The following is a 15,898-nucleotide window of genomic DNA, read 5'->3' on the forward strand; positions in this document are numbered from 1 at the left end:
GCCCCAACCCGTCCCCCAGCCCCAACCCACCCCACTCATCCAACGCGTCCTACTCATCCCGCCCATCCCACCTTCCCCAACCTCCCCTCCCGCATCTATCCGCCCCACCCGCACCCTCCCCGACAACCCCCGGCCGCGTCCGGACAACCACCGTCCACCGCCCGGTCGTCACCACTTATCCACAGCCCGGCGTCGATAGATGCGCTCCCGCCGGAAAAGGAGAATCCTGAAGGCATCGCACGACACGGCACCATCTGACAACGGGGGAACATCAGTGGAGACCGCGGACCCGGACACGACACCGCCCACCCGCACAAATGCCAAGGAAACCAAGGAAGTCGGTCCACCTCTCGGTGTGCTGCCGCCCGGCGAACCGCAACTCGCCCTGGAACTGCTGGTGCACGGCGTCGGCGGCACCACGCCCGAGGAGATGCTCGGCGACCCGCGCGTCCGGCGCATCACCGGCGACGACACCGCCGCCTGCTACCGCCGCACCGAGGACGCGGACGCCGAAGCCCGCCCCGACGCCTATCGGGGCGAGCCGGTGCGGGAGGCGTACTGCTGGTCCAATCTCACCTCCGGCAACAGCGCCCGCGCCCTCTGGCTGATCCTGGTCCCGTTCATGGTGGCCAACCTCGCCCACTGGATGCGCCCCGCGGCCCCACCTGAGCACAAGGCGCAGCGGATCTACGACGTCCTCGTACGCATCCTGGCGCTCACCCTGACCGTCCTGCTGGCCGCCGCGGCCTGCGAGGTCGCGCTCGACCTCACCGCCTGGCAGTGCGCCGGCACCGCCGTCTGCGCCGACGGCAAGTCCTGGCTGGGTTTCCTGAGCCCGGCCAACTCCGGCTGGTGGAGCGCCCCCGGCCGCCGGCTCGCCCTCGCCTCCGTGCTGCCGCTGCTCGTCATCGGCTTCCTGTGGTGGCTCTCGCACCGCACCTGGAGCGCGTACGAATCCGCCTCCCCGCCGCCGCGCGACCCCGGCACCTCCCGCGACACCCCCGCCCACCAGCGCACCGTGCTCGGACTGCACGGCTTCTGGTACGGCCGGCGGCTCGTCGCCCGGCTGCGCGCCGCGCACGCCACGGCGGGCGTGCTCACCATCGCCGCCGCCCTGCGTTTCGCCACCGCGAAGCTCGACCGCAAAAGAGGAGACGCCTTTCTCGGTGTCAGCGGGCAGGTGCTCACCGCGCTGGTCGTCCTGCTCGCCGTCGTCACGCTGGTGATCGTCTGGCGTACCGCCCGCAGTGAGGCCGCGCCCGACGACCAGTCCGACCGTCTTGTGGTCCGGGCGCTGCCCTACGCCTCCCTCGGACTCCTGGCGACCGTCGCCGTCCACGCCGCCTGGGCGCGCCCCGGCGCCTACAGCTACGGCCCGCTGCCGGGCGCCGCAGCCTTCGGGGCCATCGCCGTCTTCCAGAGCGTGGTGGTGCTCGCCCTGGCGGTGTGCGCCTGGTTCCTCCAGCGCGCCGCCCGGGGGGAGGCCCGCAGCGCCCTGAACGGGATGGGCGGGCCCGCCGTCGCCCTGCTGGCCTGCGCCGTCGGCGGAGTGCTGTCCGGGGGAGTGGCGCAGCGGTTCGCCGACTGGATGGACGGCGGTGCCACCCCCGGCCAGGCACACGCCCCCGTCCCCGGCCCGCCGGTACTGCTGTCCTGGCAGGCCTCCGTCATCCCGGTCCTGCTCGTCGTGGTCGCAGCCGTGGCGGTGCTCGCCGCCGTCCGGGTGCTGATCGTCCGCCGCCAGGTCGCCAAGAACGTTCCCGGCCTCTACGACCCCCGGGAGCGGCCCGACGCCCGCCGTACGCAGCGGATCGCGGGCACCATCGCCCGCGCCGGACTGACCGATGCCGCGCCCGTCCTGGTGGCGGCCGTCGCCGTCGTCACCCTCGTCCTGGGCGCCGGCGCGGTGGCCGGGGCCTGGCTGACCGACCTGGCGCCCGGCCGCGCCACCGAAGGCGCACCGCCCGTTGTCCACGCCGCCGCCGAAACCGCGGAATCCCTCGGCTCCTGGCTGATGAGCGCCGGCGTCATACTCCTGCTCACCATGGGCCGCCGCGCCTACCGCGACCACTCCGCCCGCCGCACCATCGGCATCCTCTGGGACGTCGGCACGTTCTGGCCCCGCGCCGCGCACCCCTTCGCGCCGCCCTGTTACGCCGAGCGCGCCGTCCCCGACCTCACCTGGCGGATGGCCACCTGGACCGAGCGCTTCGACGGCCGCCTGGTGATCTCGGGCCACTCCCAGGGAAGCGTGCTGGCCGCGGCCGCCGTCTGGCAGCTGGACCTGGTCACCCGCAGCCGGGTGGCGCTCCTGACGTACGGCAGCCCGCTGGAGCGGCTCTACGGACGCTGGTTCCCGGCGTACTTCGGCCCGGCCGTCCTCGCCGGCCTGCACCGCGAGATGGACGACTGGCGCAACCTGTGGCGCTTCACCGACCCCATCGGCGGACCGATCCGGCTCCCCACCGACGACGGCCGCTCCGTCGACCAGGGACCGCTGCGCGACCCCCTAGCCTTCGGCCGTACGCTGCAGAACCCACTGCCCGCCCAGATTCTGGGCCACGGCGACTACCAGGCCGACCCGGCCTTCGGCGCCGTACGGGCCGAACTCGTCGCCCGGCTCGGCCCGGGGCTGCCGCTCCAGCGGCCGCGGCCGCCTCAGGGCAGCTCCGGCAGATCCTCCGCGTAGAGCAGCGTGAGGTCATCGGTGCTCGGCTCGGCCAGCTGCGCGACCCGGCCCGCGTGCCGCTCGACCATCGCCTCGAACGTCTGCCGGGCGGTACGGCCGTTGCCGAAGGAAGGCCCCTTGGGCAGCGCCGTGAAGTACTTGAGCAGCGCCTCGCCGGCGCCGTCGGCGAGGCGGTACTCATGCTCCTCTCCCTGCTGCTCGACGATCCTCAGCAGTTCCTCCGGCGCGTAGTCACCGAAGGTGATGGTCCGTGAGAAACGCGATGCCACACCGGGGTTGACGGCCAGGAAGCGCTGCATCTCGGCGGTGTAGCCCGCCACGATCACCACCACCGCGTCCCGGTGGTCCTCCATCAGCTTCACCAGGGTGTCGATGGCCTCCTTGCCGAAGTCCCGCCCGGAGTCCTCGGGGGAGAGGGCGTACGCCTCGTCGATGAACAGCACCCCGCCGCGCGCCCGGTCGAAGGCCTCCTGGGTACGGATCGCGGTCGAGCCGATGTGCTCGCCCACCAGGTCCACACGGGACACCTCGACCAGATGGCCGTGCTCCAGCACCCCCAGGGAGTGCAGGATTTCGCCGTACAGCCGGGCCACAGTCGTCTTGCCGGTGCCGGGGGAGCCGGTGAAGACCAGATGACGCCGCACGGAGGCGGCCTTCAGGCCCGCCTCCTGCCGCCGGCGCCCCACCTCGATCATGTTGATCAGGCTGCGTACCTCGCGCTTGACGCTGTCCAGCCCCACGAGGGTGTCCAGTTCGCCCAGCACCTCGTCGGAGGGGCGGCTGCTCGCGGCCGTCCCGACGACTGCCGGGGCGGCCGCCGGCGGGCTCTGCGCCGGTACGTTGCCCAGCAGCCCGGCGGTCTGTGTCGCCTGCTGCACCGCGGGCGCCGGCACCGCACCCGCGCCCGGCTTCTGTGCGGCCCGGCTCTCGTCGCTGGTGCAGTCCTCGACGGTCGGCCCGCCGCCGCTGCCGTCCCCGAGCCCCTCGGCGAACTCGTAGCCGCCGCGCGCACACCGCTCCGTACGGCACCGCGTCAGCGTCGTACGGCAGCCGTCGATCACATGGAAGCCGAAGCCCGAACTCCCGGTCACCCGGCAGCCGTTGAAGGTGCCGCGGCCCTCCGCCGAAACATAGAACCCGGCCTCGGCCGGCGAACCGACCGTGCAGCCCTCGATGGTGGGGTCCGCGCCCTTGGTGACGATCACGCCGGTCTGGACGCCCTCGATGGTGCAGTTGGCGAGCGTGCCGCCGCTGCCGTGATCGCGGAACCAGGCGCCGGTCGCCGCCTCCCGGATCCGGCAGTCGTCCAGCTGGACGGTGGCTCCGTCGCTCACCGACACCGCGGTGTTGCGGACCTGGGAGATATCGCTGTCCACGACGTCGGCACGGGAGCCCCGGTCCAGGACGAAGAGGGCATCGGGCACGTCGTGCACCCGCGTGGAGTCCAGCACGGCCGTCGCCCCGTCGCTGACCCACACCGCCGGGTAGTCACCCGTACTGTCGTGGATCTCGCACTGGTTGGCGTCCACCCGGGTGCCCGGGTCCCATACGGACAGGCCGTTGCGGCCGAAGTGCCGCACCGTGCTGCGGGTCAGCGTCAGCACCGACCGGGAACGCAGGTCGATGGCGTTCTCGGGGATGTCGTGGATATCGCAGTCGGCGAGCGTGAGGACCGCGTCGGTGTCCAGGGTCACGCCGTCGGCGGAGGTGCGGTGCACCGTGCAGTCGGTCAGATGGCCGGTGGCCCGCGCGGCCACCTGGATGCCGGCGCCCTTGATCTCGTACAGCTCGCAGCCGACCGCCTCGACGGCGCTGCCCTCGCCGTTCACCGCCAGCCCGGCACCGGAGGCATGATGGATCCGGCAGTTCTCCAGCCGCGGATGGGCCCCGCCGCGCACCGCGACCCCGGCCTGCCCGGCGGCCACCACCTCGCACTCCTCGAAGACCCCGCCGGCGCCGTCCAGCACGCTGATGCCCACGCCGCCCGCGTTGTCGACCGTGCACCGGCGGACCGTCGGCCGGGCGCCGCCGCGCACCTCGATGCCCGCCGCGGACCGGGTCACCACCCGCAGCCCGGTCAGCTCCGGGGCGCCGTCCTCCACCAGGAGCGCGGGGGAGGCCGAATCGGTCGCCTCCACATGCAGATCGTGGACGGTGGCCGAGGCACGTATGGTGACCGCCACGCCATCGGTCGGGGCGATCCGCACCGAACCGCGCGCACCGTCGGGGCCGCGCAGCGTCACCGCGCGCTCCAGCACCAGATTCTCCCGGTACGTCCCGGCCGGGACAGTGAGCACATCGCCGTCCCCGGCGGCCTCCAGGGCGGCGGCGAGCGTGCTGTACTCCCCTGTACGGCGCCGCCAACGCGACGTTCCGGAGTGCGTCACCTGGACCGAGCCCTGTGCCATGGCGCTGTCGTGCCCCCACTTCGTGCGGCTGTAGTCGGCAAGGCAGAGTCCGTCCGCGGATGTCCGCATTCGGGTCTGCGAGGCCCCAGCCGAGAGGCTGGCTGCACCACCGTAGCGCGCCCGGCGAGCGGCAGTTGACATGGTCAGCCACCTCACCCGCCGCCTTGTGCGGCCGTGCGGATCAGCCGCCCGCGCCGGCCCGTCCCCAGTCCTGTCCCGCGCGCTCCCACTCCTGGTCCCAGCGGCGGAAACGGCGCACCATCAGCCGCCAGACGACCAGTCTGCGGCCGCTCTCGACCAGCCCCCCGACGGCCGCCGCACTGCCCAGACCGGCCAGCACCGCATGCGTGCGCGCCGTGCTCGTGTCCATCGGCCGCGGCACCACCCGGCCGCGGTCGTCGGTCCAGATCCGCAGCCGGTCGCCGGGATCCACGGGGCGCGGGGTGGCGATCTGCCCGAGGTGCTCGCTGTGGTCCCAGGCCGTCCAGCGGGCGAGGACCCGGCGGTGGGCGTCGCGCTGCGAGGAGGTCTCCGGATCGGGGTCGAGGGGGGCCCGGGAGACCAGCCGGTCGACCGTGGCCCACACCAGATGCCGCTGCTGATGCTGGAGGCGGACGGTTTCCAGGAGCGCATCGTCGGCGGCCTGCCCGGTGAGCCGGCCGGCCGTCGTGGCGCCGACGGCGATCAGGAGAGCGGCGGCCAGCGACACCCAGGCCTCGAGCCGATCGGTGGGACGCCGCAGCGGATTGTGCCGCCAGTGCCAGACGCCTCTGATCGCTCGCATCGTCGCTCCCCCTCTCCGTGTCCGTGAATACCTCATCGGGCCCCGCCCATGCCAGAGTTATACGAAGAGAGAGCTACGTCACGCGCGGATCCGGGGAGATTTCCGGCGGATGGTCAGCGCAGCCGTACGGCCACCGTGACCGTGGCGCCCGCATTGTCCGCATCTGCCGCCCCCGCCGCGGCAGTTCCGGCGGCCACCGCGAACCGGTCCGCCACCAGCCGCGCCAGCCACAGCCCCCGCCCCTTCGGCGCCCCGTCGAGCCCCGGCAGCAGCTCGGGTATCACCGCCTCGCTGAACCCGGGCCCGGCGTCGCTGATCCGGCACTCCAGCTCGTCGCCCACCCGCAGCAGCACCAGCCGCCCCGAACCGCCCGCATGCTCCACGGCGTTCCCCGCGATCTCGTCCACGGCCAGGACGAACTCACCGCGCCGCGGCTCGCACAGCCCCTCGCGGGCCGCGCACTCCTCCACCAGGAGCCGCAGTCGGGGCAGCAGTCGGGCGGTGAAGCGGCGCTGCAGCAGCGGCCGGCCGGTGTCATCCGCCTCCCCGGAAGGGGCCGGTTCTCCGGAAGCGGCCGTTTCTCCGCTCGTCACGGGCTCGTCGCCTCCCGCACCGCCGGACGCGGCACCTCGGCGGCGGCGAGCCGCCGCCGCAGACCGGCGGTCGGCCCCCCGGCCGGTGCCGTACGGGCCGGTGCGGTTTCCGGCGGCCTCGAGAACGCGGCCTGGTTCGCCGTGTCCGTGGCGGCGGCCGGCGCGCGGTCGAAGCGGCGGCGGTCGTCGGCGCAGGTATCGGTGTGCTGACGCCCGCCGAAGAGCGCCGCCGCATGTGTCTCGCGGTGCGTCACCACGGCGAGGTCCGTGCCGAGCGCGGCCGCCCGGCCCCTGCCGATGAAGGCCCGCAGACCCGCATCCCCCCGGCCGTCGCCCGGCCGGTCTCCGTGCGCGGCCGGCCCGGCTGCCGTGCGGCGGAGAGCTCCGCGTCCGGCCGGAGCACCGCCCGTAGACCGCTGAGCACCAACTGGCCGCGCTCGCACGCCGGAGCGGTGCCGGGGCCCGGGAAGTCGATCCTGGCCGGCACATCCTCCTCGGGCACGGCCGGGCAGGGCAGGAGCATGACCCTCTCGCCTCGGGCCGGCCCCGGGCGCACGAAGGCCGTGACGGCATCCCGGCGGACCTCGTCATCGCCGTAGCCGACACAGGCGTGGTCCCCGGGCCGCAGACGCCGGACGGGCAGGAAGCGGCCGCTTGTGGTGTCCCTCGCAGGCATCGGCAGCTCTCGGTCTCCCCCCCGCCCGTGACCTCGCCCGCCCGCCGCGCGACCGCGCCGGGCCGTCAGTCGAGTATCTCGAACGGGTCGCCGATACGGATCGTGCCGGCCCCGCGAGGGATCAGATTCTGGCCGAAGATCAGCCCGCCGGCGAAGCGGCGGTGCCGGCCGAGCGTGCGCAGCGGCTCCCGTCCGCGCTCGGCGGTCTGCTGGTCGGTGGTGGTGACCACGCAGCGTGCGCTGGGTTTGGCCACCTGGAAGACCACCTCGCCGATCCGCACCCGGCGCCAGCCGTCCTCCGCCCACGGCGCGGTGCCGTCCACGACCACATTGGGCCGGAAACGGCTCATGGGCAGGGGGCCCTCGTCGGCGTGGCCGCCCTGCGCGATGAGGGAGTTGAGGGCGGCCAGCGAGGCGGTGGCCGTCAGCAGCAGGGGGTAGCCGTCGGCGAAGGTCACCGTGTCGCCGGGCTCGGAGTACTCCGGGTCGACGGGGCGGCGCATCTCCGGGGCGTCGAGATGTACCAATTCGGCCTGGACGCCCAGAAATTCGCTGAACCACGCGGCCGCGGCCGCGCCCGCGGACACCGCTTCGATCTTGTCCCGGAAATGCTCGACCGGGATCGTCTCACCGGGCTCGGGCACCTCGACCGTCAGCGGCGGCATCCCGGGCGCGGTCAGCCTGAGCGCGCCGGTCGCCAGCTCCTCGGCATGCGCCAACGCCATCCTCGGCAGGGGGCGTTGCGTCAGCAGCTTGCGACCGGCGTCCACCACCATCCAGCGCCGGTCCCCGGCGAGCCCCCACGGCTCCACGACCGCCTCGCCGGGACCGGACCCCGCAACGGACTTGACCGGGTACAGATGGATCGCTCGAAGCGCAGGCTCTGTCATGGATCCATCGTGCCAGCCGCCTCCGACAATCGGCGGAGTGGCCAGGTCAGCGCCCCTTCAGTACTCCTTCGGCAGCTCTGCGAACGGCAGCTCTCCGCCCTCGACTCCCCGGGCGCGCCGTCAGTACCCGCGGGGATACTGACGGCCGCCGTACGGGTCGTCGTACGGAGCTGCCGGGCGCGGCGGCGCCGGGCGCGGGGCGACCGGAGCCGCCGGCCGCATCGCCTCGTACCCCGTCCCCATGCCCGGAGACGGCCGCTGGGGCTGCTGAGGGTACGGCGGCTGATATCCGCCACGGGCGCCCGCCTGCTGCGGGATGTAGGGCGCCGGGGCGTGCTGGAGCGGGGCCACCGGCTGGGCGGCGGCACCCGGGTAGCCCGGCGCCGGCGAAGGGGCGGACGGCGCGGCCGGAAGCGCCGGCAGCCGCGAGGAGAGTGCCGGCAAATAGGACGAACCCGTGTCGTAAGGGGAGGGGTTCACCTGGATCGGGGCGATCTGCGGCGTGCCGCGTTCGGCCACGAGGCTGTCGTAGATCGGGGTGTCCGGGAAGGAGGACGAGGCGTAGTAGCCGCCGCCGTAGGTAGAGCGGGGGGAGGTCATGCCTCATAAGTTAAGCCCACGATGTGCCGATTGGGGAGCCTGGAAAGAGGGTTGTTTTACGTGTTCTGAGTGGTCGTCGGTCCGCAATGCGAGCGAACTTGTGGAAATCGGTCGCGATCGACCGTAGGAATCGTGTAAAGACCTCGCTTCCGGCCCGTGAACGGGGGACGTTCGGGGAGGTCCGGGCCCAGTAGGTTGGATGTGCCGCCGCCGTCGGGGGGCGGGGAAGCCGGCGGACGAGAGGAAGGCGCGGCGATGTCGATGCTCAAGGGCAGCAATGTTCCGGTCCCGGCCCCGGCGGTCCGGGTGGAGCTGGGCTGGCAGACGCCCCCGGGCACCCCGGACGTGGACGCCTCCGCGCTGCTGCTGGTCTCCGGACGGGTCCGCGACGACGCGGACTTCGTCTTCTACAACCAGCCCGCGCATGCCTCCGGCGCCGTACGCCACGAGGGCAAGCGGCCGGCCGGCGGTGGGATGTCCGACGTCCTGCGGGTCGACCTCGGCGCCGTCGAGGAGGCCGTCGACACACTGGTGCTGGCCGCCTCCGCGGACGGCGGCGCCTTCGGCCGGGTCCCCGGGCTGCACATCCGGGTGCTGGACGCGGCGAGCGGCGCCCAGCTCGCCCGCTTCGACAGCCAGGACGCCACGACCGAGACCGCCTTCGTGCTGGGCGAGCTCTACCGCCGCCAGGGCGCGTGGAAGTTCCGCGCGGTGGGGCAGGGTTACGACACCGGCCTCGCGGGCCTGGCCACCGACTTCGGCATCAGCGTGGACGAGGAACCGCACCCGGCCCCGGCCCCGCCGGTCAACCGGTGGCGTCAATTCCGACCTCGACCTGTGCGCCCTGTACGAACTCACCGACGGCTCGGCCGGCGTGGTGCACCCCCTCGGCGGCAATTTCGGCGCCCTGCACGCCCCGCCCTACATCCAGCTCGACGGCGACGACCGCACCGGCGCCGTCGCGGCCGGCGAGAACCTGACCGTCAACCTCGACCACCAGGACCGCATCAAGCGCATCCTGATCTTCGTCACCGTCTACGCCGGCGCCCGCAGCTTCGAGGGCCTGCACGCCACCGTCACCCTCCAGCCGCAGCACGGCGCCCCCGTCGACTTCACGCTCGACGAATGCCGGGTGCCCTCCACCGTCTGCGCGCTGGCCCTGATCACCCACACCGGCAGCGAGCTCGTCGTCCAGCGCGAGGCCCGCTACCTCGTCCCGGCCCCCGGCGTCAGCCCGCAGCGCACCGTCGACCAGGCCTACGGGTGGGGCCTGGACTGGTCCCCGGCCAGGAAGTGACCCGGGAGCGGCTCACGGAGCCCCGTAAGTCCGCCCCTTCCAGGCCGCCCCGCGCCCCCGGTAGTGCTGCACCGCCGAGTCCACCGTCATCAGGAGGTAGAGCAGCGCGGTGAAGGGCAGCAGCGGCGCGGTCCACGGCGGCCGGCGGTAGTAGCGCAGCATCGGCAGATACGTCCCGCACATCAGCGCCCAGGCCGCCCCGCCCAGCCCCGCGGCCACCGGATCGCCACCGGCCAGGCCGGCCGCCAGCACCACCGGCGGCGCGAGATACACCAGCGCCAGACCCATGACCGTGCCCAGCAGAAGCGGCGGCCGGTGCCGCAGCTGCGCATACGCGCTGCGCGAGACCATCCGCCACAGCTCCGCCGCCCGGGGATACGGCCGCACGCTGTCCACCCGGTCCGCCAGCCCCAGCCAGACCCGGCCGCCGCCGCGCTTCACCGCCCGCGCCAGCGCCACATCGTCGATCACCGCAGACCGGATCGCCTCCGGGACGCCCGCCCGCTCCGCGGCCCCGGCCCGCAGCAGCACACACCCGCCGGCCGCCGCAGCGGTCCGCGCCCTGGGCCGGTTGACCCATCGGAACGGATAAAGCTGCCCGAAGAAGTACACGAAGGCCGGGACGATCAGCCGCTCCCAGAACGTCGCCACCCGCAGCCGCGCCATCTGCGACACCAGGTCCAGGTCCGCCGAACGGGCCGCCGCCACCAACTCCCGCAGACTCTCCGGCGCATGCGCGATATCCGCATCGGTGAGGAGGAAGTACTCCGGGCCGACGCGCTCCCGCGCCAGCGCCATACCGTGCCGTACGGCCCAGAGCTTGCCCGTCCAGCCCGCCTCGGGCTCACCGGGCACGGACACGGTCAGCGGCAGCCCGCCCCGCCCGGCGGCCAGTTCCCGGGCCAGCGCCCCGGTGCCGTCCGTACTGCCGTCGTCGACCAGAAACACCTCGGCGCGCCCCGGGTACTTCTGCGCGAGCAGCGACGGCAGGCTCTCCGGCAGCACCGCGGCCTCGTCCCGCGCCGGGACCACCACCGCCACCGACGGCCAGCGTTCCGGATCCCGCCGCTCCGGCAGCCGGACGTCCGTCCGCCAGAAGAAGCCCTGCCCCAGCACCAGCCAGACCCAGGCCAGCAGCGACCCGGCGCCGATCCACTCCATCGCTCCCACGGCCGCAGTCTGCCGCACCACCGAGCCGCCCGGCCGGACCCCGCGCGGCCCGGCCGCCCGCGTGGCCCGTATCTCGCGGGCCGGTATGACAAGTCGGGCACCCGGCCCGGTAAAGTGTCCGGGTGAAGATCGCGCTCATGGACTCCGGTAACGGGCTGCTCCCCACGGCCGCCGCCGTGCGCCGACTGCGGCCGGACGCAGACCTCGTCCTCTCCTCGGACCCCGACGGCCTGCCCTGGGGCCCGCGCACCCCCGACGACGTCACCGCGCATGCGCTCGAGGTCGCCCGCGCAGCCGCCGCGCACGCCCCGGACGCCCTGATCGTCGCCTGCAACACGGCATCGGTGCACGCCCTCCCGGCCCTCCGCGCCGAGCTCGAACCCGCCGTCCCGGTCATCGGCACCGTCCCGGCCGTCAAGCCCGCCGCGGCCGGCGGCGGCCCGGTCGCCATCTGGGCCACCCCCGCCACCACCGGCAGCCCCTACCAGCGCGACCTCATCGAACGCTTCGCCCAGGGCGTGGCCGTCACCGGAGTGCCCTGCCCCGGCCTGGCCGACGCCGTCCAGGAGGCGGACGACGCCGCGATCGACGCCGCGATCGAGGCCGCCGCGCGCCTGACCCCCCGCGACATCCGCGCGGTCGTCCTGGGCTGCACCCACTACGAGCTGGTCGCCGAACGCATCTGCGCCGCCCTCCAGCAGCCCGGTGCCCCCGCCCTCGCCCTGTACGGCTCCGCCGAGGCCGTCGCCGCCCAGGCGCTGCGCCGCATCGGCGCCGAACCCGCGCCCGCGGCCGCCCCGACCGGCGGCCTCCGGGTGATCCTCAGCGGCCGCCCCGGCCCGCTCCCGGCCGCGGCCCTCGCGTACGCGGAGGGCCGGCTGCTCGCCGAGAGCGCCGACGGAGCCGCGATGGCCGCGCGCCGCTGACGTCGGCCATGACGTCGGCCGCCCCGCAGTCCCGGGGAGGACCGGCGCGTCCGGCGCCCTGCCGCAGTGTGCAAAGGCGCGTACGCTGCGTCCCATGAGGGACCACCCCCACGAGGGGGCAGCAGCCCCCGGCAACGACGCCGCGAGCGACGGCGCCGACAGCGGCGCCCGCCCCCCGAGCGGTGCCCATGCGGAAATCCCCGAGGTCTGGCAGGGCAGCGCCACCAACCGCGTCCAGTGGCTCCTGGCAGCCGTGGGCGCCGGCTGTCTGGCCCTGGGCATCGAGCTGGCCGTCGAGAGCTCCTGGGACTCGGGCCTGGCGCCCCTGGTGATGTCGGTGGTCGGCTGTGTCGCGGCCGGCCTGCTCGTGCTGTTCGGCACGCTCGCCTTCGTCCATGTCGCGGTACGGGTCGACGCGGACTACCTGGAAGTGCGGTGCGGCCACATAGGAGTGCCGCGCCGCCGGATCCCCCTCAGCCTGGTGGTCGGCGCCGAATTCGCGCCCCGGGTCACACCCCGCCACTGGGGCGGCTGGGGCTACCGCTGGCGCCCCGAACAGGGCACCGCCGTCGTCGTACGCCGCGGCGAGGGTCTGGTCCTACGGCTCGGCGACGGCCGCACCTTCACCGTCACCGTCGACGACGCCGAGTCCGCCGTCCGCTGCATCCGCGGCCGCCTGGGGCTGCACAACGGCACCCCGGCAGGCGCCTGAGCAGGCGGTTCACCCGGTTCCTGGCGCGCCCGCGCCTCCGGTGCCGCGCCCCCGTCCCGTAGGGTCGAGACATGGCAACCCCCGACTTCATCCGCGACCTCCGCACCTCCATCGGGACCCAGCTCCTCTGGCTGCCCGGTGTCACCGCGGTCGTCTTCGACGAGGACGGCCGGGTCCTCCTGGGGAAGCGGGCGGACACCGGCCACTGGACGGTGATCGGCGGCATCCCCGAGCCCGGCGAGCAGCCGGCCGAGACCGCGGTCCGCGAGGTCTACGAGGAGACGGCGGTACGGGTCGTCCCCGAGCGCGTCGTCCTGGTGGAGTCCGGGCCGCCGGTGCAGTACCCGAACGGTGATGTGTGCCAGTTCATGGACGTCACGCTGCGCTGCCGCGCGATCGGCGGCGAGGCGAAGGTCAACGACGACGAGTCGCTGGAGGTGGGCTGGTTCGCCGTGGACGCCCTGCCGGCGCTCGAGGACTACGCCCTGATCCGCATCAAGCGCGCGATGGAGTCCGCGCCGACGTGGTTCCAGGGGATGGGGGAGGAGCTGCCGGTGCCGGACAGGCCCCAGGAGGCATGACCGGGCTGCTCCACGCGGCCCAGGGCCTGTCCTAGAGCTCCTCCGTGGACGGCTCGTCCATCGGATTGCCCGGCTCGTCCGGGAGGCTCGGCAGCTGGGACTCGTCCGGGCCGCCCGGCTCATCGGGGGCGGTGTCCTGACCGGCCGGCTCCTCCGTGTGCATCTCCAGCTCGTCCTTGCTGCAGGTGCTGATCCAGGTGCCGGTCGGCCCGCTCTCGTACCGGCAGAACCAGCCGCGTACGGCCAGCGACCCCGGCCGCTCGCCCTCTTCCTGCGGCGCGCGCAGGAAGAACTCCGACATCACGTCGTGGGCCTCCTCGCAGCCCACCGTTCCCTGGGCGCCCGGGTCCGCGAACAGCGCGACGTCGCCTTCCTTGCCCAGCGCATCGGGGATCTCGCCGCAGCTCACCGGCTGCCCCGGGACGTTGGCGGTCGGGGCGGACGACGGGGGGTCGGCCTCGGGGCCCGTGCCCTCGCCGCTGCTGCCGCTCGGCGCGGCGCCGCCCGTCGGCCGCTCTTCCCTCTCGTCACCGCTCCCGCATCCCGCGGCGGCGAGGGCGAGCAGCACGGTCGGCACGGCGATGAGCCTACGCATGATCGGACTCCCTTGATCGGACTCCCGAGATCGGCCCTCTCTGACCGGACTTCTGCGAACCGGACTTCTCTGACCGGGCTCCGCCGGCCGGACTTCGCTGGCCGGACTGCCTGATCGTCGACTCCTGTACGGCGGCGGTGTGCAGGCGGCGACACGCCGTGTCGAATGACGCTAGGAGCCCTGCGGGGGCACGGCGATCCGGGGCGGCCGGTCGGGTGACGGGCCACCGCCCGCGCCCCGGCGCCCCGGCGGACCCGGCGTCCGCCCTCCCGACGGCATCCCCGCGCGGCGCTCCCGCTCCGGACGCCCGGTGCAGGCCCATGACCAGGGATGACGGGACCTCACCTGTCCGGTCGGCGGCCGGGCGGGTGAATTCGTGCCCCGGGCTGTGATCCCCAGGGGCCGGGCACCCTTAACACACCGACGGCATCTGTGAACCTCCTCGCCGCCAACGGCCCCGTCCGGAAAATGACCAGAACAGGCAGCATGACCTCCTCCTCAACCCCCTCGGCCCCTCTTCCCGCGCAGCTGTGTGCGGATCTCCCCGACCCGGCGGCGCTCGGCCTGGTCGCCTCGGGAAACGACGGCTGCGCCCTGGTGGCCAGCGCCTTCACCGGGCGGCGGCTCGCCGCCATCCCGGCGTCCGTGCCCGCCGACGTCCACCGGGCCGTGGGGCGGGCGCGCGAGGCCCAACAGCCGTGGCACACCGTCCCGTTGTCGAGGAGGATCGGGGTGTTCCGGGAGCTGCGGGCCCGGTTCCGGGAGGAGCGGGCCCTGCTGTACCCCGCCCTGGTGCACGGCTGCGGCCTCGGCCCCATGGACACCCTCACGGAGCTCCACGCCGCCGACCGCTACTTCCCGGCCTGCGAAGCCGCCGCCCGCGCGCACCTCCGCCGGTACCGGCTGCCCCGGCCCCATCTGAGCGGCCGCATCGGCGCACGCTTCTCCCCGGGGCACGCCGTCGTGACGTCCTGCACGGACGACGCCCGGCCCCTGATGTCCCTCCTGGAGGGGGCCCTGCCCGCCCTGCTGTGCGGCAGTGCGGTCATCACCCGGCTGAGCGCCCGTACGGCGGTGGCTGCGCTGCGGATGGCGCAGCACGCCCGTGCCGCCGGACTCCCGGACGGTCTCTGGCAGTTCGTGCTGCCGCAGAGCCGGAGCGCCACGTGGGTCCTGCACGCCCTGCTCGCCGAGCACACCGATGCGCGCGCCCCGCAGTGCTGCCCGGCCACGCCCCGTCCGGAGGACGAGACCCTGGCGCGTCCGGGCCTGCTGGTCGTACGGCACGACGCCTCCGTCCCGGCGGCGGTCCGCGCGGCCGTACCCTCCTGCTTCGGACGGGCGGGCCGGCCCTGTGCGGCCACCTCGCTCATCGCCGTGCACCAGACCACCTGGTCGCCCTTCGAGCGCGCCTTCACCCGGGCCGCACTCCACTTCGCCGCCCATCCGGCCAGCCGCACCGCCCTCCCCGTCGTGAACGCGGAGCGCGGCGCCGCCTGGGCGCAGGCCGCCCGCGCCGCCGGGGCCCGTCCGCTGCTCGGCCACCCGCAGCGGTTCGCACCCCGGCCGGACGCGCTCTGGCACCCCATGGTCCTGACCGCGTCCCGGTGGGACGGTGCGCCCGTCCCCGCGGTACCGCGTGCCCCGCTGGCGCTGCTGGTCCGCTATACGGCCTGGTCCGAGGTCCTGGACCTGGCCCGGCACGCCAACCGCCACCTGGGGTTGTTCACCCGTACCCGCTTCTCCCAGCTCCGGCCGCAGTTCGCCGGGCTGCCCGCCGAGCACCTCACCCTCAACGCCGCACCCCGCTCGGGGCTGCCGCCCCGGCAGGCAGTGCAGGCCCTGCAGCCCGGGTGAGCGCCTGGGATCCGTCCGGGGCGCGGGCCGGAGGTCCCGTGGGTTCGTCTACAGTGTTGTAGACCTTCGCCGCCCGGTAGCATCGCCGCACGTATCATCGGCCCGCCCGGCGTGCCCGCC

Annotated in this window: 14 protein-coding genes and 1 pseudogene; 6 read left to right on the forward strand and 9 right to left on the reverse strand. The window is 74.3% G+C overall.

Annotation, left to right across the window (positions count from 1 at the left end):
* The first annotated feature begins 274 nt into the window (after positions 1-274).
* On the forward strand, positions 275-2,689 hold the full coding sequence (locus ADL29_RS35940) for a hypothetical protein (RefSeq protein ID WP_211274456.1): 2,415 nt from the start codon (positions 275-277) through the stop codon (positions 2,687-2,689).
* Here the strand turns inward: ADL29_RS35940 and ADL29_RS35945 are convergent.
* The 7 genes from ADL29_RS35945 to ADL29_RS35975 all read right to left on the reverse strand — a co-directional run bounded on the left by ADL29_RS35945 (position 2,659) and on the right by ADL29_RS35975 (position 8,640).
* Positions 2,659-5,097 (reverse strand): right-handed parallel beta-helix repeat-containing protein, encoded by a 2,439-nt coding sequence (locus tag ADL29_RS35945; protein ID WP_053927713.1) that lies wholly within the window; start codon positions 5,095-5,097, stop codon positions 2,659-2,661. The two genes, ADL29_RS35940 and ADL29_RS35945, sit on opposite strands and share 31 nt — an antisense overlap.
* 181 nt (positions 5,098-5,278) lie before the next feature.
* Complete coding sequence (locus ADL29_RS35950; RefSeq protein ID WP_053927714.1) at positions 5,279-5,881, reverse strand: Rv1733c family protein; 603 nt, start codon at positions 5,879-5,881, stop codon at positions 5,279-5,281.
* Positions 5,882-5,994: 113 nt separating this feature from the next.
* Positions 5,995-6,474, reverse strand: a complete 480-nt coding sequence (locus ADL29_RS35955) for an ATP-binding protein (protein ID WP_078971548.1) — start codon at positions 6,472-6,474, stop codon at positions 5,995-5,997.
* Entirely contained in the window at positions 6,471-6,731 is a 261-nt protein-coding gene (locus tag ADL29_RS45800) for a hypothetical protein (RefSeq protein ID WP_053927715.1), read from the reverse strand. Before ADL29_RS45800 ends, ADL29_RS35955 begins: the two co-directional genes overlap by 4 nt.
* On the reverse strand, positions 6,725-7,150 hold the full coding sequence (locus ADL29_RS45805; RefSeq protein WP_053927716.1) for an MEDS domain-containing protein: 426 nt from the start codon (positions 7,148-7,150) through the stop codon (positions 6,725-6,727). Before ADL29_RS45805 ends, ADL29_RS45800 begins: the two co-directional genes overlap by 7 nt.
* 65 nt (positions 7,151-7,215) lie before the next feature.
* A complete protein-coding gene (locus tag ADL29_RS35970) occupies positions 7,216-8,040 on the reverse strand; it encodes an MOSC domain-containing protein (protein WP_053927717.1) in 825 nt (274 codons plus the stop codon).
* Between the two features lie 120 nt (positions 8,041-8,160).
* Entirely contained in the window at positions 8,161-8,640 is a 480-nt protein-coding gene (locus tag ADL29_RS35975) for a DUF6643 family protein (RefSeq protein WP_053927718.1), read from the reverse strand.
* 255 nt (positions 8,641-8,895) lie between these two features.
* On the opposite strand from ADL29_RS35975, the pseudogene ADL29_RS35980 reads away from it, so the two are divergent.
* Positions 8,896-9,937, forward strand: a pseudogene (locus tag ADL29_RS35980) (TerD family protein).
* A 12-nt stretch (positions 9,938-9,949) separates the two neighbouring features.
* On the opposite strand, the gene ADL29_RS35985 reads toward ADL29_RS35980, so the two are convergent.
* The gene (locus ADL29_RS35985) at positions 9,950-11,098 is read right to left on the reverse strand and encodes a glycosyltransferase (protein ID WP_053927719.1); all 1,149 of its coding nucleotides are present in this window, start codon (positions 11,096-11,098) and stop codon (positions 9,950-9,952) included.
* A gap of 131 nt (positions 11,099-11,229) precedes the next feature.
* Here ADL29_RS35985 and ADL29_RS35990 point away from each other — a divergent pair, with 131 nt between their 5' ends.
* The 3 genes from ADL29_RS35990 to ADL29_RS36000 all read left to right on the forward strand — a co-directional run bounded on the left by ADL29_RS35990 (position 11,230) and on the right by ADL29_RS36000 (position 13,326).
* Positions 11,230-12,033, forward strand: a complete 804-nt coding sequence (locus ADL29_RS35990) for a glutamate racemase (RefSeq protein ID WP_053927720.1) — start codon at positions 11,230-11,232, stop codon at positions 12,031-12,033.
* Positions 12,034-12,127: 94 nt separating this feature from the next.
* Positions 12,128-12,745 (forward strand): hypothetical protein, encoded by a 618-nt coding sequence (locus ADL29_RS35995; RefSeq protein ID WP_053927721.1) that lies wholly within the window; start codon positions 12,128-12,130, stop codon positions 12,743-12,745.
* Between the two features lie 71 nt (positions 12,746-12,816).
* Positions 12,817-13,326, forward strand: a complete 510-nt coding sequence (locus ADL29_RS36000; protein ID WP_053927722.1) for an NUDIX hydrolase — start codon at positions 12,817-12,819, stop codon at positions 13,324-13,326.
* Between the two features lie 31 nt (positions 13,327-13,357).
* Here the strand turns inward: ADL29_RS36000 and ADL29_RS36005 are convergent, their stop codons facing one another.
* Positions 13,358-13,921, reverse strand: a complete 564-nt coding sequence (locus tag ADL29_RS36005) for a hypothetical protein (protein ID WP_053927723.1) — start codon at positions 13,919-13,921, stop codon at positions 13,358-13,360.
* Positions 13,922-14,407: 486 nt separating this feature from the next.
* Between ADL29_RS36005 and ADL29_RS36010 the strand changes: the two genes are divergently transcribed.
* A complete protein-coding gene (locus ADL29_RS36010) occupies positions 14,408-15,778 on the forward strand; it encodes an aldehyde dehydrogenase family protein (RefSeq protein WP_053927724.1) in 1,371 nt (456 codons plus the stop codon).
* Positions 15,779-15,898: the final 120 nt, after the last annotated feature.

Source organism: Streptomyces chattanoogensis, assembly GCF_001294335.1.
GTDB classification, from domain to species: domain Bacteria; phylum Actinomycetota; class Actinomycetes; order Streptomycetales; family Streptomycetaceae; genus Streptomyces; species Streptomyces chattanoogensis.